The sequence below is a fragment of the Parashewanella tropica genome, assembly GCF_004358445.1.
Lineage (GTDB): Bacteria > Pseudomonadota > Gammaproteobacteria > Enterobacterales > Shewanellaceae > Parashewanella > Parashewanella tropica.
Map to the genome: position 1 here is coordinate 2,226,549 of NZ_CP037951.1, position 21,961 is coordinate 2,248,509.

The window sequence follows — 21,961 nt, forward strand, 5'->3', positions numbered from 1 at the left end:
ATTCCTTAAAAAAAGAGCGCCATTTAGGCGCTCAGTCTGTTCTTTCCGATTATTCTTCTGTTGGTTGCGCTGTTGCACCTTCAGCCGCGGCTTCTTCGATAGCCTCTTCGACTTCATCGTCTGCACACTGAACTTCATCAATACGCTGCAATCCAACGACGCTTTCGCCATCAGCAGTACGGATAATGGTTACACCTTGCGTGTTACGACCGATGGTCGAAACGCCACTAGCTGGAGTTCGCACTAATGTACCTTTGTCGCTGATCAGCATGATTTCGTCGTTTTCGTTCACTTGAACAGCGCCAACAACTTCACCATTACGTTCGCTAACCTTGATAGATACAACACCTTTGGTTGCACGGCTCTTAGCTGGGTATTCGCTTAGAATGGTACGTTTACCGTAACCATTTTCAGTAACTGTCAGAATATCACCATCGCCTTTAGGAACGATTAGCGATACTACTTTTTGTCCGTCTTCAAGCTTAATACCACGGACACCGGTTGCAGTACGTCCCATCGCTCTTAATGAGTAAACTTCTTCACCGGTTTCTGGGTCGCGTCTGATTTCACCAGTTTCAGAATCACGAACTTTCTCACCAAAGCGAACCACTTTACCTTCGTTCGAGAACAACATGATCTCATCATCACCATTGGTGATATCAACACCAATTAGCTCGTCATCATCACGTAGGTTAACCGCAATAATACCGTTAGAACGAGGATTACTATACGCAGTCAGTGCTGTCTTCTTAACTGTACCATGTGCAGTTGCCATGATGATGAACTTATCTTCTGAGTACTCACGTACAGGCAGAATTGCAGTGATACGCTCTTCATCGGTGAGTGGTAACAAGTTAACAATTGGGCGACCACGTGCGGTACGACTTGCAAGAGGTAATTGATAAACCTTCAACCAGTACATCTTACCTTTGTCGGAGAAGCACAAGATTGTATCGTGGGTATTCGCCACCAATAACTTCTCAACAAAGTCTTCGTCTTTAACCTTAGTTGCCGCTTTACCTTTACCACCACGACGTTGCGCTTGGTAATCGGTTAATGGCTGGTACTTGGCATAACCAAGATGCGATAGAGTTACAACTACATCTTCTTCGTTGATAAGGTCTTCAAGGCTCATATCAACTTCGTTTGCATTGATTTCAGTACGACGCTCGTCACCAAAATCAGCAAGAACCACTTCAAGCTCTTCTTTGATCACTTCCATCAAGCGCTCTGGGCTGCGAAGAATGTGCAACAGGCCTGCGATGAATTCCAATAGCTCTTCGTATTCGTTTAAGATCTTTTCATGTTCAAGACCAGTTAAACGGTGTAAACGAAGCTCAAGAATTGCTTGAGCTTGTTGCTCAGTTAAGTAATATTTTCCATCGCGAATACCGTACTCTGGCTCTAACCACTCTGGACGTGCTGCATCATCACCTGCTTTTTCAAGCATCGACTTAACATTGCCCAAATCCCAACCTTGCGCAATTAACTTAGCTTTTGCTTCGTTGGGCGTTGGCGAGTTTTTGATAAGCTCAATAACAGGATCGATGTTAGCCAGTGCAATCGCTAATGACTCAAGGATATGAGCACGGTCGCGGGCTTTGCGTAATTCGTAAACGGTACGACGAGTTACCACTTCGCGACGATGCAGAACAAATGCTTCTAGCATTTCTTTTAGGTTGAATATCTTAGGTTGACCATTACTTAGGGCAACCATATTGATACCAAAAGAACACTGCATTTGCGTTTGTGCGTAAAGATTATTTAGAACAACCTCGCCTACTTCACCACGCTTGATTTCGATAACAATACGCATACCTTCTTTATCAGACTCATCTCTTAGAGCACTGATACCTTCGATACGCTTGTCTTTTACTAACTCAGCGATTTTCTCGATAAGCTTAGCTTTGTTAACTTGGTAAGGAATTTCAGAAACAATAATCGTTTCTTTACCATTGTTATCAGTTTCAACAACGGCACGAGCACGCATTACCGCACGACCACGACCTGTTCGATATGCTTCAATGATACCCTTACGACCATTGATGGTTGCTGCTGTCGGGAAGTCTGGTCCCGGTATGTATTCCATTAACTCATCAATGGTGACATCTGGGTTATCAATTAATGCTAAGCAGCCTTGAACCACTTCAGTTAAGTTGTGAGGTGGAATGTTCGTTGCCATACCAACCGCAATACCCGCAGAACCATTAACCAGTAATGCTGGAATACGAGTAGGTAAAACGGCTGGAATTTGCTCTGTACCGTCATAGTTAGGTACAAAATCAACGGTCTCTTTATCTAAATCAGCCAATAATTGGTGAGACAGTTTTTCCATGCGGATTTCGGTATAACGCATTGCTGCTGCAGCGTCTCCATCTACCGAACCAAAGTTACCTTGTCCATCAACTAAGGTGTAACGCATAGAGAAAGGTTGAGCTAAACGAACAATGGTATCGTAAACCGCTGAGTCACCATGTGGGTGATATTTACCTATTACGTCACCTACAACACGAGCCGACTTCTTATAAGGCTTGTTATAGTCGTTTTTTAACTCGTTCATTGCGAATAGAACGCGACGATGTACAGGCTTTAAGCCATCACGTACATCTGGCAGCGCCCTACCTACGATCACGCTCATTGCATAATCAAGGTAAGAATTTTTTAATTCATCCTCGATGTTTATCGGCGAAATTGATGATGCCAGATCAGTCATAAACTGCTCGCTCTCCTGAAAATTGCTGACGACACTATGATTCCGTGTCCATTCGAGCCCAAAAAAATTGATTTAACATTCTAACACAGTTATTTGAAGCCGCCACTGCAATCTAATTTTGTTTAAACAGCATTTAAACACTTACAAACCCAATTGCTTTTGAAGCCTGTGATATAACGAACTTTTATTTGAGCAACCTTGATATCAAACATTAATACTAATCAAAAAATGACTGATTGTTAGCACTTTTTTTAAGCGATTGATAAATTAATCACATAGCTAAAGTTATTATTCGTTATATAATCGCAACTAATTTTTAGCCGGATATTTGGCAATTGAGTATGCAAGACAATTTAAATGTAGATAAACAAGAAATCGCTAAGTTTGAAAGTATGGCTGCTACATGGTGGGATCCAAATGGTGAATTTAAGCCTCTTCATCAAATGAATCCACTTCGTCTTAATTATATCGATGAAAAAAGCCAAGGATTATTTGGTAAACAAGTACTGGATGTTGGCTGTGGTGGCGGAATTTTATCTGAAAGCATGGCTAAGCTAGGCGCTAATGTTTCTGGGTTAGATATGGGAACAGAACCATTAGAAGTTGCTCGATTACATGCATTGGAATCTGGTGTTACTGTCAATTACTTACAACAAACAGCAGAATCTCATCGCGATGAGCACCGTGAACATTATGATGTTGTAACTTGTATGGAAATGCTGGAGCATGTTCCAGATCCACTCTCTGTGATTCAAGCTTGTTGCGATATGGTCAAAAAAGACGGCTATGCTTTTTTCTCTACCATCAACCGTAATCTCATGTCATACATTCAAGCGATTGTTGGCGCTGAATACGTATTAAAAATGCTTCCGGTTGGCACACATGACCACAGTAAATTTATCCGTCCTTCCGAGTTGATTAAATTAGTAGAACAAACCGAGCTGCAATGTTTTGATGCTATTGGAACTAAATATAATCCAATCACTCAAATTTTTTCATATACCAATAAGCTCGATGTTAACTATATGATTGCTTGTCAAAAGGTTAAATAATGTCAGAAAAAATAAAAGGGATTTTATTTGATCTCGACGGTACTTTACTCGATACAGCTAAAGACCTAACGTATGCTCTGAATCTCAGTTTAACCGATCATGGTTTTGCTCAAGTTTCAGAGTCTCAAGTTAAGCAAACGATATCACGAGGTAGTTTAGTAATATGCCAAGATGCGATTCCCAATCAAACACTTGATGTCCAACGGGAAGTCCAACAGGCCATGTTGTCGCATTATCAACGTGTCAACGGAGAAAAAACCGATACTTTTGACGGCATCATAGAGTTATTAAAAAAGCTAGACTTGCACGGTTACACATATGGCATCGTCACCAACAAAGCAGCAAAGTTTGCACGACCACTGGTGAAACAATGTCAGTCCTTGAGTAATGTCAAAACACTGGTTTCAGGTGACTCTACTATTCACTCTAAACCAAATCCCCAGCCGATGCTGCTTGCGGCTCAGCAGCTGAGTCTACCTGCAAATGAAATCATTTATGTTGGAGATTCTCAAACAGATATAAGTGCGGCACATAATGCTGGTATGAAATCAGCCATTGCGGCATGGGGTTATTTACATTCAGATGACTGCTTAGAAAATTGGAACGCTGATCGAACCTTAAACGATCCCAATGAACTTTTACAATTGTTCAATTTATAAAATATTGTTTTTAACAATTTGTTAACCCTTAAGGAAGAAAATTTTGCCGTTCATATATTCACCTTGCGGTGATATAGGTTTTAATAAAAATGCTTCTATGGTTAGCTATTACTAACCTCAATTTTACCCTCAAGTTATCCACAAGATATACATCTTGCAAAATCCAACTAACCTCACTATCTTGTAGGTAACAACATAATAAACACTATATCTTGTGTATTAATAACAATCGCTACACTACAATTTGCCTGCAAAATAAACAAATTAAGACTTCACCTTGCCTAGCCAAGGGTTGTCATGATTCGATTGTATTACATGAACAACTCAGCAGTAGTTGCTGACGATATATAGACAAGGCTTATCTTCAATGAACAGCAATATGACAGTTACAAAACGTAGTGGTGAGAGAGAAACGATCGATCTCGAAAAAATCCACCGCGTGATCACATGGGCAGCCGAAGGGCTTAACAATGTATCTGTATCCGAAGTAGAACTTCGCTCACACCTTCAATTTTATAACGGTATTCCGACTGAAGCGATTCATGAAACCATCATCAAGGCCGCTGCAGATTTAATTTCTCCACAGTCACCTGATTACCAGTTTTTAGCTGCTCGTTTAGCTGTTTTCCATTTACGAAAGAAAGCCTTTGGTCAATTTGAACCGCCAAAGCTATATGACCATGTCACTAAACTTATTGAGTTAGGTAAATACGACAATCACATCCTTGAAGACTATAGCAAGGATGAAATTGATACTATGGATTCTTACATAGATCACTGGCGTGATATGACCTTCTCTTATGCTGCTGTAAAGCAGTTAGAAGGTAAGTATCTGGTACAAAACCGTGTATCTGGTGAAGTTTATGAAAGCGCGCAGTTTTTGTATATTTTGGTAGCAGCATGCTTATTCTCTCGCTACCCGAAAGAAACGCGTTTAGATCACATTAAACGTTTTTATGATGCAACTTCTAAATTCAAAATATCTTTACCAACACCAATCATGGCTGGTGTACGTACGCCTACTCGTCAGTTCAGTTCATGTGTACTGATCGAGTGTGATGATAGCCTAGATTCAATCAACGCCACTTCATCTGCAATCGTTAAATACGTTAGTCAGCGTGCTGGTATTGGTATTAATGCTGGTCGCATTCGTGCATTAGGTAGTCCAATCCGTGGCGGTGAAGCATTCCACACTGGTTGTATTCCTTTCTATAAGCACTTCCAAACCGCGGTTAAGTCATGCTCGCAAGGTGGTGTTCGTGGTGGAGCAGCTACGCTGTTCTATCCAATTTGGCATCTTGAAGTTGAGTCTTTACTTGTTCTTAAAAACAACCGTGGTGTAGAAGATAACCGTATCCGTCACCTTGATTACGGTGTTCAAGTAAACAAAGTGATGTATCAGCGTTTGATTAAAGGCCAAGACATTTCACTGTTTAGTCCTTCTGACGTTCCTGGTCTTTACGATGCATTTTTTGAAGATCAAACTGAGTTTGAGCGTTTATATCTTCAATACGAAAACGACAGCAGTATCAAACGTCAAAATATTAAAGCGGCTGAGTTGTTCTCTTTATTGATGCAAGAGCGTGCATCAACAGGTCGTATTTATATCCAAAACGTGGATCACTGTAATACTCACAGCCCATTTGACTCGAAAGTTGCACCTGTACGTCAATCTAACCTTTGTTTAGAGATTGCATTACCAACTAAACCGTTAACTGACATCAATGATCCAAACGGCGAAATTGCACTTTGTACTCTTTCGGCATTGAACTTAGGTGCTATCGAAAATCTAGACGAACTTGAAGAGCTTTCTGATCTTGCCGTTCGTGCTCTAGATAATTTACTTGATTATCAAGATTACCCAATCAAAGCCGCTGAACTTTCTTCAATGAATCGCCGTACATTAGGTATTGGTGTGATTAACTTCGCTAACTATATTGCGAAGAACGGGTTGAAATATTCGGATGGTAGTGCCAACGGTCTTACTCACAAAACATTTGAAGCGATTCAGTACTACTTATTAAAAGCTTCAATGAATTTGGCTAAAGAATATGGTGCATGTCCGTTATTCAATGAGACTACGTATTCGAAAGGTATCTTACCGATTGATACCTACAAAAAAGACCTAGATAAGATCTGTAACGAGCCATTGCACCTAGATTGGGAATCGTTACGTAGTGATATACAGCAGTATGGTTTACGTAACTCTACCCTGTCTGCATTAATGCCATCAGAGACGTCTTCACAAATCTCAAATGCTACAAATGGTATTGAACCTCCGCGTGGTTTGATCAGCATTAAAGCAAGTAAAGATGGACAACTAAAACAAGTTGTACCTGATTTTGATAAGCTAAAAGACAGATACGAACTACTTTGGAACATGGATGGAAATCAAGGTTATCTTGAGTTAGTGGGAATCATGCAAAAGTTTGTCGACCAAGCAATTTCCGCAAATACTAACTATGACCCAACCAAATTTAGTGATGCCAAAGTCCCAATGCAGACATTATTGAAAGATTTATTGACTGCATACAAGCTTGGAGTGAAGACTTTATATTATCATAACACTCGAGATGGAGCCTCAGATCAACTGGATGATATAACCAGTGTTGAAGAAGAGGATGATGGATGCGCAGGCGGTGCGTGTAAGATTTAATCTTACATTTCATTAATAGGATTAATCTGGGGACGTTTCGTCCCCTTTTAGAGTGCAGAGTATTACAACATGGCTTATTCAACTTTTTGTCAACAACCCAACGATGCAACCAAAGAACCAATGTTTTTTGGTCAACCGGTCAATGTTGCTCGTTATGACCAACAAAAATATGAAGTTTTTGAAAAACTTATAGAAAAGCAGTTATCTTTTTTCTGGCGCCCAGAGGAAGTTGATGTTAGTCGTGATAAAATCGATTATGCTGCATTACCGGATCATGAAAAGCACATCTTCATCTCAAACCTGAAGTACCAAACCCTACTTGATTCAATTCAAGGGCGCTCGCCAAATGTGGCATTTTTGCCATTAGTCTCAATTCCTGAGTTAGAAACTTGGATTGAAACATGGTCATTCTCTGAAACCATCCATAGCCGCTCATATACTCATATCATTCGTAACATCGTTAATGATCCTTCGACCGTATTCGATGATATTGTTGTAAATGAAGAGATTTTAAAACGTGCTACTGATATTTCTGAATTTTACGATGACTTAATCAAGCTTACTCAAATTTACGAGTTGTTCGGTGCAGGTACTCACACTGTCGATGGTAAAACTTTTACCGTCAATTTAAGAGTCCTTAAGAAAAAGCTCTACCTGTGTATGATGTCAGTGAATGCTCTAGAAGCCATTCGTTTCTACGTAAGCTTTGCATGTTCATTTGCTTTTGCAGAACGTAAACTGATGGAAGGTAACGCTAAAATTATTCGTTTGATTGCCCGTGACGAAGCTTTGCACTTAAATGGCACACAGCACATTCTTAACCTAATGCAATCTGGTAAAGATGATCCAGAAATGGCAGAAATTGCAGCTGAATGTCAGCAAGAAGCTTATGATTTATTCTACAAAGCCGCAGAGCAAGAAAAAGAATGGGCAGAATACCTGTTCAAAGACGGTTCTATGATTGGTATGAACAAAGAAATTCTTTGTCAGTATGTAGAATACATAACAAACCAACGTATGAAAGCCGTTGGTCTTGCGCAACCCTACTCTGAAAGTTCAAATCCATTACCATGGATGAAAAACTGGCTAGAAAGTGATGCAGTTCAGGTAGCACCCCAAGAAGTTGAAGTGTCATCTTATTTAGTTGGCCAAATCGACGCATCAATTGACGAAAGTGAATTTGAAGATTTCGATTTGTAATGAATTTCAAAAAAGCGCCAATTGTTTATCTGCAAGGTAAGCCTGTTTTATTGTTTGATAAACAGGCCACTCTACTTGAAGCATTAGAAGAAAAACAAATTGATATATTCTCTGAATGCCGCAATGGTTTTTGCGGCTCTTGTAAGACTAAAGTTATTAGTGGCACGGTAAATTATATTCAAGAGCCCTTGGCCGTACTTGAAGAAGATGAATGCCTTCCTTGTTGCTGTAAGCCGCAAGAAGACTTAGATCTAGACTTAGCAGCAAATACTCAAGCACCACTAAATGTTGAAGACTAATAATATTTAGTCCATCACTTTTATCGCACCAGCATTTGAAAATGTAAAAGTATCACTTCTCTGCTGAACATAGGAGTTATCGGCATTAATAGCGCCACCCACTGCTCCTCCAGCAGCCCCACCGACCACGGCTAACGCTACTGCTAACCCAGATAATTTATTTGCACTTTCATAACGTACTGTTGATTCATCAAATGTCATTCCAGTAAATTCCGGCTTAGTGTGAACCAAAATATACTTAGTACTTTCCGGTAATTTAAATGTATTGGTGAGTACATTATCCTTAAATTGAAATTCATATTTAGGGAGGATCTCTTGGATTTTTTCGTACTTAGAGTCCAAAGTGGTAATAACTGGGTAAAAGAGATAAAACTTCTTGTCTTTTGATTTTACAACCTGACTGTTGATGACCAGTGTGTTATTACGCTTTTCATTTAATTCAAACGCGATACTCGCTGATTTGTAGTCTCCATAATTCACTAACTGACATGTCTTATTATTAATTTCAAAATACTTTTTATTAAGTCGTTTCAAATTAACTAAGTTTAGCCTTTGTATAGTATGATCATTCACACTTAACGCTGTCTTTTGAATGCAACTTGTTTGTGCTTGTTGATATGTTGACTTTGATTTGTACGTAGGAACAGATACACAGCCTGTTAAAATTAAAATTGAACAAATTGTAATATTTCGCATAAAAAACTCAGATAAAGTGTGATCGCTAACGCGTGCCCTAACCTATATTTTTAAAATAAACTTCTCAACGATAAGATACTGTTAATGTGACCTTTAGCATATCGCATTAAATAACAGCAGCCAGTTCAGCGCCTTGTCTGATTGCTCTTTTAGCATCAAGTTCTCCAGCTTCAGCTGCACCACCAATTATTTCAACTTCTCTACCTAATTGTTCTAACTGCTGACTCAGCTCAAGATTTGATTCTTGACCTGCGCAAATCACAATATTGTCAACATCTAGAACTTCATCAACACCATTAATAGAAATATGAAGTCCATCATCATCAACTTTTTGATAACTGACACCTGTTTTGCTAATAACATTGTGATGCTTTAGTTCACTACGATGAATCCAGCCTGTGGTCTTTCCTAAATTCTTACCTACTTTTTCGTTTTTTCGTTGTAATAAATAAACCTGTTTTGCTGTAATGTCTGAGTCATTCTCAACCATTAACCCACCTGCAGAACGGTGGTTTTGATCAATGCCCCAGCGGGAAAGCCAAGACTCTTTATTTAGCGTTTTGGATTTTGGTTCTAATAAATAATGAGCGATATCAAATCCAATTCCACCAGCGCCGATAATTGCAATGCGATGTCCTAAAACCGGCTGCTCAATTAACAGCTTTTGATAACTGATCACTGATGGATGCTCGATACCTTCAAGAGGGATCTCTCTTGGTTTTACACCTGATGCCAAAATGTATTTATCAAAATCATGTTCAGTTTCAGGGTTAAAATGCGTATTTAATCTTAAATCAATATTCAACTTATCAATTTGGGCTAGAAAATACCTGATTGTTTCGTTGAATTCTTCCTTACCTGGAACTTTCCTAGCAAGATTAAATTGACCACCAACTTCACTGTTAGCTTCAAATAACACGACTTTATGACCTCGTTGTGCTGCGTAGATACTAAAAGCCAGTCCTGCTGGTCCTGCCCCAACAACAGCGATACGTTTAGGGTTTGACGAAGGTTCAAAATTCAGTTCAGTTTCAAAACAAGCCCTTGGATTGACGAGACAAGTAACACGCTTTAATTCAAAAGCATGATCTAAACACGCCTGATTACAGCCAATACAAGTATTTATCAGTTCAGGAGTACCTGCTTCTGCCTTATTTACAAAGTCAGCATCAGCTAAGAATGGCCTTGCCATAGAAACCATATCTGCTTGTCCACTTTTTAATATATTCTCAGCAACTTCAGGTGTATTAATGCGATTAGTTGCCACTAAAGGTATGGATACTTCACCTTTTAATTTTGCCGTAACCCATGAGAATGCTGCTCTCGGTACGCTAGAGGCGATAGTCGGAATTCGAGCTTCGTGCCAACCAATTCCGGTATTGATGATCGTCACGCCAGCTTCTTCCAACCATTTCGCAAGTTGAATCACTTCATCCCATGTTGACCCTTCCTCAACCAAGTCCAACATTGAAAGTCGAAAAATAATGATAAAGTCTGTACCCAGTTTTTCCCTTATCCCTTTTACAATATCCAAGGCTAAACTACATCGGTTTTCAAAGCTCCCGCCCCATTCATCAGCTCTTTTATTGGTTCTTTTACTGATAAATTGATTGATAAGATAGCCTTCAGATCCCATCACTTCGACACCATCATAACCTGCTTGCTGGGCTAAACTGGCACATCTAATAAAATCCTTAATCGTCGAGCGAATCCACCACTTTGTTAATTTCCATGGTGTAAAACGGCTAATGGGTGCCTTAATACGACTAGGAGCGACAGCAAAAGGATGATAAGCATACCTACCAGTATGGAGAATTTGCATGCAAATTTTAGTATCTGTTTTATGAACAGCGTCTGTAATCAATCGATGCTTAGAAAGTTGAAAACCACTACTTAACTCAGCAGCAAAAGGATAAGCCCTACCACAAAAATTAGGTGCTATACCACCTGTGACTATCAATCCAACGCCACCCTCTGCCCTTTCTTGATAAAATTGAGCCAGTTTTTCGAAGCCGCCTTTTTGCTCTTCAAGCCCAGTATGCATTGAGCCCATTAACACTCTATTTTTTAATTTTGTGAAGCCTAGATCTAAAGGTTTAAAAATATGAGGGTATTGCATCTGGCCACCTTTTTAATATTTATAGTAAGGATAACTTAATGCCTTCGTCAGGTTTCCTCAAGTACCTATTAGTATTATTAAAAACAGTTACAATTCTCTTTAGAAATTCTTTGATGATTCAGGTAGCATGAAATCATATTCGAATCAAAGGGAGTGGGTATGTCTTCAGCACAACCTTCTGCAGTCAAGAGCACGTTTAAATTTATATGGAAAGTGATAAATTTTACGCGCCAATTTATCTTAAACTTGGTATTTTTCTTTTTCCTTTTCATTGCATTGATAGGCATCATTGCTGCTGTTGCAACCGAAGAAAAAGTCTACCTTGCCCCAGATAGTGCATTGGTATTAGATATAAACGGTCGCGTTGTCGACCAAAAGCATTATGTTGATCCAATCGAAACGATCATCGCAGAAAGCCGAGGACAGACCAAGCAATCTGAAACCTTATTGGCCAACATTTTATATGCCATTGACTCTGCGGCCCATGATAAACGCATTAAAACTCTAGTATTAGATTTATCAAACTTTGATTACGCTGAAACAAGCAAACTTGAATCTATCGGCCAAGCGCTTCAGAAATTTAAAGACTCTGGTAAATCCATTGTAACTTTCGGGAATTACTTCGATCAGCAGCAGTATTTACTTGCTTCTTACGCAGATAAAATTTATTTAAATCCTCAAGGAACCGTTGCTTTGGAGGGACTTGGAAGGTACCGCCTATATTACAAGTCAGCTTTTGAAAAACTTAAAATTAAAACTCATGTTTTCCGTGTCGGTACATTTAAATCTGCCGTTGAGCCCTTCTTGCGTGATGATATGTCACCAGAGGCCAAAGAAGCCAACAAAGCACTCTTAAACGACATTTGGAGTAGCTATACTGCTATCGTTGCAAAAAATAGAAATATTCAAACAAACCAAGTGCTACTTGAACCTAAAGCTTATTTAACAGCGCTTAATAACGCTGGCGATGATGACGCAAAATTAGCGTTAAAGAGAAAGCTTGTTGATGAGTTAGTGACTATCGATCAGTTCCGAAGCAAAATGATCAATGAAGTGGGACAATCGAATACTGGTCAGAGCTTCAAACAGATTGATCTACAGGATTATTTAAAACTGGTTAAACCTACTCATTCTTTCAATACTGGTGATACCGTTGCTATCATCGTTGCCAAAGGGGTTATTCTAGACGGAAGCCAAAAGGCGGGAAATATTGGTGGTGTAAGTACATCTAAACTTCTGCGTAAAGCACGTTTTGATGACAGTGTTAAAGCTGTAGTATTGCGAGTGGACAGCCCTGGTGGTAGCGCATTTGCTTCAGAGCAAATCCGTCAACAGATTGTAGAATTAAAAAAAGCGGGTAAACCTGTTGTTGTAAGCATGGGAAGTTATGCGGCATCTGGTGGCTATTGGATTTCAGCCAGTGCCAATTATATCTATGCCACTCCAACTACGCTAACAGGCTCGATTGGGATCTTTGGTATGTTTAATACTTTTGAGGATTCACTATCGTACTTGGGTATACATGCAGATGGTGTTTCGACATCTGAATGGGCTGGTTTATCTGCGGTAAGAGGCATTACTCCAGATGTATCGCGAGTGATCCAAAAGAAAGTTGAGCATGGTTACCATAAATTTATCTCTTTGGTTGCCAATGAACGTCATATGTCACTCAAACAAGTGGATAACATTGCACAAGGTCGAGTTTGGAGCGGAAACAAAGCTCTTAAACTAGGCCTAGTTGATGCGATTGGTGACATGGACCAAGCCGTTACTAAAGCAGCAGAATTAGCGAACTTAGATAATTATCATACTGAAGTCATTCAACAAGAACTCAGCCCTGAAGAGACACTAATTCAAGAAATGTTCGCTCACGTTTCGGTATATTTACCACAAGCGACACAGTCTCAGTCTCCTGTTGATAGCTTATTACTTCAAGTTGAAGATGTCGCCAAGTCACTGAAACAGTTCAATGACCCGAACCATTTATATATGCTTTGCGAGCAGTGCTCTCAATAACATTGTTACATTGATACGATAGAAAAAGGGGAACTTCGGTTGCCCTTTTTTGTTTTCAGATAGTAAGATCACAATAATGTTTACTTTATAAAAAAGAGCTATGGGCAAGAAGTCAATTTACGTTGCATACACAGGTGGCACAATAGGCATGCAACAAACTGAGCAGGGATATGTCCCTGTCGCTGGTTTTTTAACACAATGTGTTGAGAACATGCCTGAGTTTTATCATCAGGAAATGCCTGATTTCACAATTAATGAATACAGTCCACTGATTGACTCTTCAAATATGATGCCATCCGATTGGCAAATGATAGCTGATGATATCAAAGCAAATTATGATAATTATGATGGCTTTGTGATTTTACATGGCACCGATACCATGGCTTATACCTCTTCAGCCTTATCATTTATGTTTGAAGGGCTCACAAAACCCGTTATTGTGACAGGCTCTCAGATCCCATTGGCTCAATTACGTTCTGACGGTCAAGCAAATTTGCTCAATGCGCTGTACATCGCTGCCAACTACCCTATTCCTGAAGTTTGTTTGTTTTTTAACAATAAGCTGTTTAGAGGAAACAGAACGACCAAAGCCCACGCAGACGGCTTTGATGCTTTTGCTTCTCCTAATTTTCCTGTGTTACTGGAAGCAGGCATCAAAATCCGTCAGCACATTGACTCACCTATTATCGAAACTAACGTTGCACTTCAAGTTACGAAGATCCAACCTCAACCTATCGGGGTTGTGATGCTGTATCCGGGAATTTCAGTAGAGTTGATTAATAACATTCTACTTCAACCCGTTAAGGCATTAATCATTAGAAGTTTTGGTGTTGGAAACGCTCCAGAAAGCCCAGAACTCCTTTCACTTCTTAAGGAAGCAAATGATCGCGGTATCATATTGGTCAATTTAACCCAGTGTTTTCAAGGACGCGTTAACATGGCAGGTTATGCAACAGGCAATGCACTTGCGGCATCTGGTGTTATTAGTGGTGGAAGTCTAACGATTGAAGCAGCATTGGCTAAACTTCATATTTTACTCTCTAGTGACCGAAGTACCGATCAGATAAAACAAGACTTCATTACTAATTTATGTGGTGAAATGGACTGATTCTGTGAATCGGTTGGATTCACCAATGATTCATTCTACATTTTTGACAATGTTCTAGTTGCACAGGAACATTGTCATTGACACTTTATTTCAATCCTCAAAAGCATCCTCATACGAACCTAACCTATTAAAATATAAAGTAAGTTTAATCTAAAATTAACGCCTACCTCACACGACAGGCTATGTAAGTTGTAGACTTTTATCAAGAGTATCTAAAGAAAGTTTACCATGGCAATTAATATCGAATTAACAACTTATACCCAACCCGAAGCTACTGATTACACTTCTGAAGTTAAGTCACAACCCCCTCTCTCTGATGAAAGATCGAGCCTTAGAGCGGTTGATCCTAATTTTGAAATCATTTTTGAGTTTTTAGAGCAAAATAAATCGCTAAATAAAGAAATGATAAGCCGACTAAGTCACTTTGGTCGTTGTTATCAACAGGTCAAAATGAATTCTTATGATACTGCTAACTGCTTAAGCTTAATGTATGGCAAACCTGAAGCACAGTTAGAGCGACTCTGCCAGCTAATGGCTGACACTGGCATCCCAACGGAAATAAAGTTAACAGCGCTCTGTCAGCTTCCACAAACAATCTTACCTAACAGAGCCTATGCACATGGACATTTAGCCCATTTGGCAATCTGTACATTAGAGCGAGCCAAAGAAGGTAAGCTAGAAGAGCTACAGTTACAGTCGCAGAGATTGCTAGAAGAAATATGCACACTACATGCTGAGTTATTTGATTATTCTGAACAAGCAGAAATGCTCATAAAACAAGATACATCTTTTACAGGCCTGCTTGGAATTACCTCCAAAGCTAGTGTGAAGGTAGATGAGCATACACGAGAATGTTGCTACAATACTCTTGCTGCAGCTATATCACCGCTATATCTCGGTAAGCCTAAATTTAATCAGATAAGACCTCTACTGGCAACGTCATTACAGCCATATCGTCCACTCCACTCAAGTGGTGGCGTTACGATATTCACTGAAGATTTCACTGAATATTATACTACTCCTCAAGGTGAAGAGCCCGCTAGACATTTGACATTATCAGATCTTGCTCAATGTGAACTCAAGCAGCTTAATTCAACACTACGGAATGCCTTATTTAATTACACTATAGAGAAAGTAACAAGTTTGGGGGAATTACTAGCCTACTGGGAAAAAACAACTGACGAATTTGAAATACGCAGATGTGAGAAACAATTCCTAGCCTATATAAATAAACATTCTGATGAAGACTTTAAGCTATTGTTGACACACTCGATACCCACAGAAATTTCTTCGGAGCAAATATCATTAATTTTTAAGCAATTGGCCACAATTGAACAGAAGAAACAATTCTTAGAATTACTGTTCGAAAACGGGCAATTACCTAAAGATAGTCCAGAGCTATTTCAAGTCGACATCATTTGTGCTGTAAAATCAGAATTGCTAACAGAGTGTTTATCACAAGAAAGGGCTGAGCGGTTATTAAAATCAACCTCTGAACAACATCAATTTCTGGCTCTAAGATCACTACTCGAAGCAGATGTAGCTATCGATTTTGAAGCCAATGAGCATAGCACTGCACTACAAAATGCCTGTAGAAAAGGTGATGTTCAAGTTGTAGAATTATTTCTTGAAATTCGTCAAAAAGAAGTGCTTACATATCCAAGACATCGTAACAACTGCACACTAATAATGCTAGCAGCCCATAACGGAAGATTGGAGACTGTTCAATGCCTTTTAGGTGGCTTTACAGCAATTAACGACCACAGCGGCGATTCCTTCAGGTTTGAGGAGTTGAATATAGTCCACCTAGCTTGCTTGAGTGGAAATTACGAGCTTGTTGACTTATTAATCTCAATCCCTCAATACAACCATATCTTTGTCAGGGGTTTAGATGGCCTCACTCTGCTATCATGGGCTATCAAGTCTAAATGTAATATGGACGTGATTTTTTTATTAGCAACGACTCGATATTACTACTACAGAAATAAGGACTGCTATAAATCAGCCACTGCCCCTTACTATAGAGAAGGAAGGACATACTCCGAAAACAGACCTGCATATGACCTTTTATGTTCGATAGAAGAAGGTGCTCTACCAGCTGTTGAAGGATTCAAAAAGTTAGGGCTTTTATCTGCCAACTTTGACGAATTAGATGACGCATTTTTTGAAAAAAGACATACTATTGATCAAACAACCATAGATTCACTTTTCTTAGGAGTACTATATAAACCTCAAAAAAATCAAACCAAATGGCTACAGCGCCTATTATTAATTCTGAATCACAGTAGATCGCAAGGTTTAAGCAACGACCTTTTGTTTAGACGCTACTTAAACCATGAATATAAGCTAATGAAGAGTCTATGTGGCGCTGGATATTATGACGTTATTGCTAAGATGATTAGTAAAGGCGGAGTGGATAGATTTAAACATTATCAAGATGAATTACTTGAATGCTTTCAATCTGCATATGAAAACAAAAAATTCAATGTCTGTCGTTTATTGTTAGAAACTGGCGCTTTTGTTCCAAATAAAGATCATTATAAAGATCTTGCCCCGTTATTCCATACAGCCGTTATGGATCAAAATTTAGATTTATGCGAAATGTTTATAAGCTATGTTAAACCTCTACTTCACGTTCAGCATAACGGTGAAACGCCACTCACTTTAGCGGCAAGGTATGATAAACAAGTAGTTATACATAAACTTTGTGAATTAACCCAAGCAGATCAAGACTACTTATTTGTACATAATAAAAGAGGTCTTACTGCACTTCATGTTGCAGCAGAGCAAGGCTTTGTTGAATCCGTAAAAGTATTATTACCTTTTTGGCCAACTAATAAAATATTCATGAGAGCAGAAGCTAGGACAGCATTGGGAGTAAAACTGCCTGCTGTAAATGCAGTATCCGCCGCAGCCCTAGCTCGTCAACATCATCACCTTGAAATCGCAAAACTACTAGATTCAAAAGTATCTGAAGAGCCTGTTATTGTCGATTTGGAAGATGCCGCTGGTTATAATGACGGAGAATAACCTTTATATGTTAAAGAAATTATGACATTACCGCACTACTTGAGCTAACACTCTATCACCAGCATTGGCTTCAATTCTTTTTAATATCAGTTTATTTTTTACTCTTAAAAAATAAACTGATATTTCAATAACTTCCTCTTAAAGATGTGCACAACCTAAAAAAGTAGTGAATAAACATTCACTTCACTTACCGCAAATATCCTTGCACAATCTAATTACTTTATAGAGATTAGTAACTTTCTTGTTTTTACTGATCTACTCAATACGAGTTACTTTAGAATGCACAAATATCGAGTTTATCAAGCTAAGGTAAGTGACTTGGCAGAAACAACTCCGATAACGAGCAAGCATTTAAACAAGGGAAACATATTTACAGACTTTATTCATAAGAATTATGAGCCTTATCATAACGACAAGTCAGAAGGTATGTGGACGACTTTAGAGTTATGTGAGCCAAAAAATATTACAAAAGTAGAGCCATTTTTATTAACTCAAACACTTTGTCCGAAATCCCTTGAATCTGCAATGCTACGCTCGATTTCGGATGACAACCCAGAAGCTGTGAGCAAATTATTAGCAGCCGGTGTCACAATTGATCGCCAGAAGCACTATCAGTTTCCATGGCTACATGTCTGTGCATTAAATTGCAGCCCAAAAGTGATGAGCTTATTGCTTCACCATAAGGGTAATGTAAATGCCGTTGATCAAGATGGTAAAACACCACTGCATATTGCCGCACAATATGATCGCCATTTATTGTTACCCATATTTGTCGAAAATTCTCAATGTGACATCAATGCCATCGATAATAGTGGTAATACTCCTTTGCTCTGTGCTTCGCTATTTAATTCTTGGACGTTTGCAATGAAGCTTTCTATGGAGCCAAGGATTAATATCAATCACGAAAACCATACCAACCTTGACGTTTTAACATTAGCAATCAAATCAAATCAGCATAAATTGATAAAGCAATTGCTTATGTCGCCAAAAATAAAACTAAAAGTAAGACACTTAAAAGCTGCTGTTCATGCAAATAACCAGATTGCACTCCAGCATCTACTACCGAATGCAAGAGAATTACTTAGCCCTTTTCTTAATGCAGAACTTCTTAATATTGCAGCATCAAGAGGCTTTCGACCAATCATCCAAACATTACTAGCTCAAGGAGTTAATGTTAATTGTGCCGACATCAATGGAAATACAGCCATTCACACTGCCTGCTTACATTCTCATTCTGAGCTTGTCTCTGATTTACTTGCCACTCCGAATCTTAACCTTAGCATTCGAAATGAAGATGATCAAAATCCTTTAGCCATTGCTAATCAAGCCTATGACAAACAACTAAAAAGTTCGACTAATCACACGCATCACTTAGAATCAGCACGGCAAATAGTCGTTAAGTTAACCAAACATATAAAGTCTGAGTACTAAAGCAATCTAACCGTTTATTTATATCCTATCCCAGATTCTTTTCTACTTCATATGAACTCGAAATATGATACCGTCTCACACCTGTTTAAATAGTGTCTAACTCTTTATTTTTGCCAGCAAAAATCCGTAATAAAGTGTAATAAAATTACACGGAGTCTCTATTTTTGCAGAATTGATCACAGACTATGACTTTGCTTATCTGTAAATTCGTAATTAAAAGAACATTTAGCCAAAAAGCCTATCTTTTTAGCTAAATATTTTTATTAGGAATCATTTAAATGACTGTTACTAATGCTCAAGAACTTGATTTATTGGTTGAGCGTGTTGCCAAGGCACAAGCTGAATTTGCCAACTTCTCTCAAGAACAAGTTGATAAAATTTTCCGTGCTGCAGCGCTTGCGGCTGCTGACGCAAGAATCTCATTAGCCAAAATGGCAGCGCAAGAAACTCGTATGGGAATCATCGAAGATAAAGTGATCAAAAACCACTTTGCATCTGAATATATTTACAACAAATATAAAGATGATAAAACCTGTGGCATTCTTGAAGAAGACCACACTTTCGGTACGATCACGATTGCAGAGCCTGTGGGTATCATCTGTGGTATAGTTCCAACCACTAACCCAACTTCAACCGCCATATTTAAAGCTTTGATCAGCTTAAAAACTCGTAATGGTATTATTTTCTCGCCACACCCAAGAGCAAAGGCATCAACCACCGAAGCCGCTCGCCTAGTATTGAATGCTGCAATTGAAGCTGGAGCACCACAAGATATTATTGGCTGGATTGATGAGCCAAGCGTTGCCCTTTCGAACCAATTGATGACTCACGACAATATCAACCTGATCCTTGCTACTGGCGGCCCAGGTATGGTTAAAGCAGCATATTCATCAGGAAAACCAGCAATTGGTGTTGGTGCAGGTAATACACCAATCATTATCGATGAAACGGCCGATATTAAACGTGCAGTAAGTTCAATTTTAATGTCTAAGACTTTTGATAACGGCGTTGTTTGTGCATCTGAACAAGCGGTTGTTATTGTTGACAGTATTTATGATCAAGTAAAAGAGCGTTTTGGTACTCACGGTGGTTATATTCTTAATAAGAAAGAAACCAAAGCCATCCAAAAAGTGATTTTGAAAAACGGTTCACTGAATGCTGATATCGTTGGACAGAGTGCCATTACCATCGCAGAAATGGCAGACATTAAAGTTCCAAGTTCAACAAAGGTTCTAATTGGTGAAGTAACAGAAGTTTCAGAAGCTGAAGCTTTTGCACACGAAAAGCTATCTCCTCTCTTAGGTATGTATCGTGCAGCCAACTTTGATGAAGCGCTTGATAAAGCAGCAGCTTTAGTCGCTTTAGGTGGTATTGGACATACATCTGGTTTATACACCAATCAAGATACTCAAGAGGAACGCGTTAAACAGTTCGGTTTCCGCATGAAAACCGCGCGTATTTTGATCAACACACCAGCTTCTCAGGGTGGTATTGGTGACTTATACAATTTCAAACTTGCGCCATCATTAACACTCGGCTGTGGCTCTTGGGGTGGTAACTCAATTTCTGAAAACGTTGGCCCAAGTCACTTAATCAACAAAAAAACAGTAGCTAAGAGGGCTGAAAACATGCTTTGGCACAAGTTACCATCTTCAATCTACTTCCGTCGTGGTAGCTTAGCGATTGCTCTTGAAGAGTTAAGTGATAAAAAACGTGCGCTAATCGTTACCGATAAATTCCTATTCAACAATGGCTACTGTGACGAAACCATTAAAGTTCTGAAAGCTCAAGGACTAGAAACTGAAGTATTCTATGAAGTTGAAGCCGACCCAACCCTTGCGGTAGTTAAACGTGGTGCTGAAGTGGCTCAGAGTTTCCAACCTGATGTGATCATTGCCCTTGGTGGTGGTTCACCAATGGATGCTGCGAAAATCTTATGGGTAATGTATGAACATCCAAATGTTCATTTTGAAGACTTAGCTTTACGTTTTATGGATATCCGTAAACGTATTTATAAGTTCCCTAAAATGGGCAAAAAGGCCACTATGGTTGCAATCCCAACAACCTCAGGAACAGGTTCTGAAGTTACACCTTTTGCAGTGGTTACTGATGAAGTAACAGGTCAAAAATACCCAATTGCTGATTATGAATTAACTCCTCAAATGGCGATCGTCGATCCGAACCTAGTTATGGATATGCCGAAATCACTAACTGCTTTTGGTGGTATTGATGCCATTACTCATGCACTTGAAGCTTACGTGAGTGTCATGGCAAATGAATATTCTGACGGCCAAGCTTTACAAGCACTGAGCTTGTTAACTGAATACCTACCAGAATCTTACGAAAAAGGCGCCGCAGCACCAGTAGCTAGAGAACGTGTTCATAATGGCGCAACAATCGCCGGTATCGCTTTTGCTAATGCATTCTTGGGTATATGCCACTCAATGGCTCACAAAATCGGTGCAGAGTTCCATATTCCACATGGTTTAGCTAATGCCCTATTAATTTCAAACGTTATTCGCTTTAACGCGACCGACTTACCTAAAAAAATAGCGGCATTCAGTCAATATGACCGTCCTAAAGCGTTATGTCGTTATGCTGAAATCGCAGATCATCTTGATCTCGGAGGTAAAACTGATGAAGAAAAAGTCCAAAAGCTCATTGAAAAAATTGAACAAATCAAGGCGACGATTGGCATTCCAGCATCGATCAAAGATGCCGGAGTAAATGAGGCTGACTTCTTAGCTAAGCTTGACGAAATTGCTGAAGACGCATTTGATGACCAATGTACAGGTGCTAACCCACGCTATCCTTTGATTGCGGAATTAAAGCAAATTTTGTTAGATAGCTTTTATGGAAATGAATACAAGGACGAATAATCTAAACTTATTCTTGTCCTCAAATGAACCTCAGCAGTATTGCTGAGGTTTTTTTACTTTGGATTTATCGCGTCAACTGTCACACTCCCATTACTCATTACCA

General features: G+C 39.2%; 13 protein-coding genes. 10 read left to right on the plus strand and 3 right to left on the minus strand.

What is annotated here, in order from left to right; translation table 11 throughout:
• Window positions 1-49 precede the first annotated feature (49 nt).
• Window positions 50-2,713, minus strand: coding sequence for a DNA topoisomerase (ATP-hydrolyzing) subunit A (gyrA, locus tag E2H97_RS09840; RefSeq protein WP_133406973.1), 2,664 nt, complete (start codon window positions 2,711-2,713; stop codon window positions 50-52).
• Between the two features lie 341 nt (window positions 2,714-3,054).
• On the opposite strand from gyrA, the gene ubiG reads away from it, so the two are divergent.
• From ubiG to yfaE, 5 genes are all read left to right on the plus strand, one after another.
• Window positions 3,055-3,765, plus strand: a complete 711-nt coding sequence (gene ubiG, locus E2H97_RS09845; protein WP_133406974.1) for a bifunctional 2-polyprenyl-6-hydroxyphenol methylase/3-demethylubiquinol 3-O-methyltransferase UbiG — start codon at window positions 3,055-3,057, stop codon at window positions 3,763-3,765.
• Window positions 3,765-4,424 carry an HAD family hydrolase gene (locus tag E2H97_RS09850; RefSeq protein WP_133406975.1) on the plus strand — a complete coding sequence of 220 codons (660 nt, stop codon included), beginning with the start codon at window positions 3,765-3,767 and terminating at the stop codon, window positions 4,422-4,424. Before ubiG ends, E2H97_RS09850 begins: the two co-directional genes overlap by 1 nt.
• 367 nt (window positions 4,425-4,791) lie before the next feature.
• On the plus strand, window positions 4,792-7,080 hold the full coding sequence (gene nrdA, locus E2H97_RS09855) for a class 1a ribonucleoside-diphosphate reductase subunit alpha (RefSeq protein ID WP_133406976.1): 2,289 nt from the start codon (window positions 4,792-4,794) through the stop codon (window positions 7,078-7,080).
• 69 nt (window positions 7,081-7,149) lie between these two features.
• Complete coding sequence (gene nrdB / locus E2H97_RS09860; RefSeq protein ID WP_133406977.1) at window positions 7,150-8,280, plus strand: class Ia ribonucleoside-diphosphate reductase subunit beta; 1,131 nt, start codon at window positions 7,150-7,152, stop codon at window positions 8,278-8,280.
• Complete coding sequence (gene yfaE, locus E2H97_RS09865) at window positions 8,280-8,579, plus strand: class I ribonucleotide reductase maintenance protein YfaE (RefSeq protein WP_133406978.1); 300 nt, start codon at window positions 8,280-8,282, stop codon at window positions 8,577-8,579. The genes nrdB and yfaE overlap by 1 nt, the downstream gene beginning before the upstream one ends.
• Before the next feature lie 6 nt (window positions 8,580-8,585).
• Here the strand turns inward: yfaE and E2H97_RS09870 are convergent, their stop codons facing one another.
• Entirely contained in the window at window positions 8,586-9,275 is a 690-nt protein-coding gene (locus E2H97_RS09870) for a hypothetical protein (RefSeq protein ID WP_133406979.1), read from the minus strand.
• Between the two features lie 106 nt (window positions 9,276-9,381).
• Entirely contained in the window at window positions 9,382-11,394 is a 2,013-nt protein-coding gene (locus E2H97_RS09875) for an NADPH-dependent 2,4-dienoyl-CoA reductase (RefSeq protein ID WP_133406980.1), read from the minus strand.
• Between the two features lie 159 nt (window positions 11,395-11,553).
• Here E2H97_RS09875 and sppA point away from each other — a divergent pair, with 159 nt between their 5' ends.
• The 5 genes from sppA (at window position 11,554) to adhE (ending at window position 21,858) form a co-directional block, all read left to right on the plus strand.
• Window positions 11,554-13,410 carry a signal peptide peptidase SppA gene (gene sppA, locus E2H97_RS09880; protein WP_133406981.1) on the plus strand — a complete coding sequence of 619 codons (1,857 nt, stop codon included), beginning with the start codon at window positions 11,554-11,556 and terminating at the stop codon, window positions 13,408-13,410.
• Between the two features lie 100 nt (window positions 13,411-13,510).
• Window positions 13,511-14,518, plus strand: a complete 1,008-nt coding sequence (gene ansA, locus E2H97_RS09885; protein ID WP_133406982.1) for an asparaginase — start codon at window positions 13,511-13,513, stop codon at window positions 14,516-14,518.
• Between the two features lie 450 nt (window positions 14,519-14,968).
• A complete protein-coding gene (locus tag E2H97_RS09890) occupies window positions 14,969-17,548 on the plus strand; it encodes an ankyrin repeat domain-containing protein (RefSeq protein ID WP_170308278.1) in 2,580 nt (859 codons plus the stop codon).
• 318 nt (window positions 17,549-17,866) lie between these two features.
• The gene (locus E2H97_RS09895; protein WP_170308279.1) at window positions 17,867-18,979 is read left to right on the plus strand and encodes an ankyrin repeat domain-containing protein; all 1,113 of its coding nucleotides are present in this window, start codon (window positions 17,867-17,869) and stop codon (window positions 18,977-18,979) included.
• A gap of 278 nt (window positions 18,980-19,257) precedes the next feature.
• On the plus strand, window positions 19,258-21,858 hold the full coding sequence (gene adhE / locus E2H97_RS09900) for a bifunctional acetaldehyde-CoA/alcohol dehydrogenase (protein WP_133406985.1): 2,601 nt from the start codon (window positions 19,258-19,260) through the stop codon (window positions 21,856-21,858).
• Window positions 21,859-21,961 lie beyond the last annotated feature (103 nt).

What these genes read in the sequence shown, in the direction of transcription:
- gyrA (WP_133406973.1), bottom strand. Translation starts at nt 2,713, where the DNA reads ATGACTGATCTGGCATCATCAATTTCGCCGATAAACATCGAGGATGAA.
- ubiG (WP_133406974.1), top strand. Translation starts at nt 3,055, where the DNA reads ATGCAAGACAATTTAAATGTAGATAAACAAGAAATCGCTAAGTTTGAA.
- E2H97_RS09850 (WP_133406975.1), top strand. Translation starts at nt 3,765, where the DNA reads ATGTCAGAAAAAATAAAAGGGATTTTATTTGATCTCGACGGTACTTTA.
- nrdA (WP_133406976.1), top strand. Translation starts at nt 4,792, where the DNA reads ATGAACAGCAATATGACAGTTACAAAACGTAGTGGTGAGAGAGAAACG.
- nrdB (WP_133406977.1), top strand. Translation starts at nt 7,150, where the DNA reads ATGGCTTATTCAACTTTTTGTCAACAACCCAACGATGCAACCAAAGAA.
- yfaE (WP_133406978.1), top strand. Translation starts at nt 8,280, where the DNA reads ATGAATTTCAAAAAAGCGCCAATTGTTTATCTGCAAGGTAAGCCTGTT.
- E2H97_RS09870 (WP_133406979.1), bottom strand. Translation starts at nt 9,275, where the DNA reads ATGCGAAATATTACAATTTGTTCAATTTTAATTTTAACAGGCTGTGTA.
- E2H97_RS09875 (WP_133406980.1), bottom strand. Translation starts at nt 11,394, where the DNA reads ATGCAATACCCTCATATTTTTAAACCTTTAGATCTAGGCTTCACAAAA.
- sppA (WP_133406981.1), top strand. Translation starts at nt 11,554, where the DNA reads ATGTCTTCAGCACAACCTTCTGCAGTCAAGAGCACGTTTAAATTTATA.
- ansA (WP_133406982.1), top strand. Translation starts at nt 13,511, where the DNA reads ATGGGCAAGAAGTCAATTTACGTTGCATACACAGGTGGCACAATAGGC.
- E2H97_RS09890 (WP_170308278.1), top strand. Translation starts at nt 14,969, where the DNA reads ATGAATTCTTATGATACTGCTAACTGCTTAAGCTTAATGTATGGCAAA.
- adhE (WP_133406985.1), top strand. Translation starts at nt 19,258, where the DNA reads ATGACTGTTACTAATGCTCAAGAACTTGATTTATTGGTTGAGCGTGTT.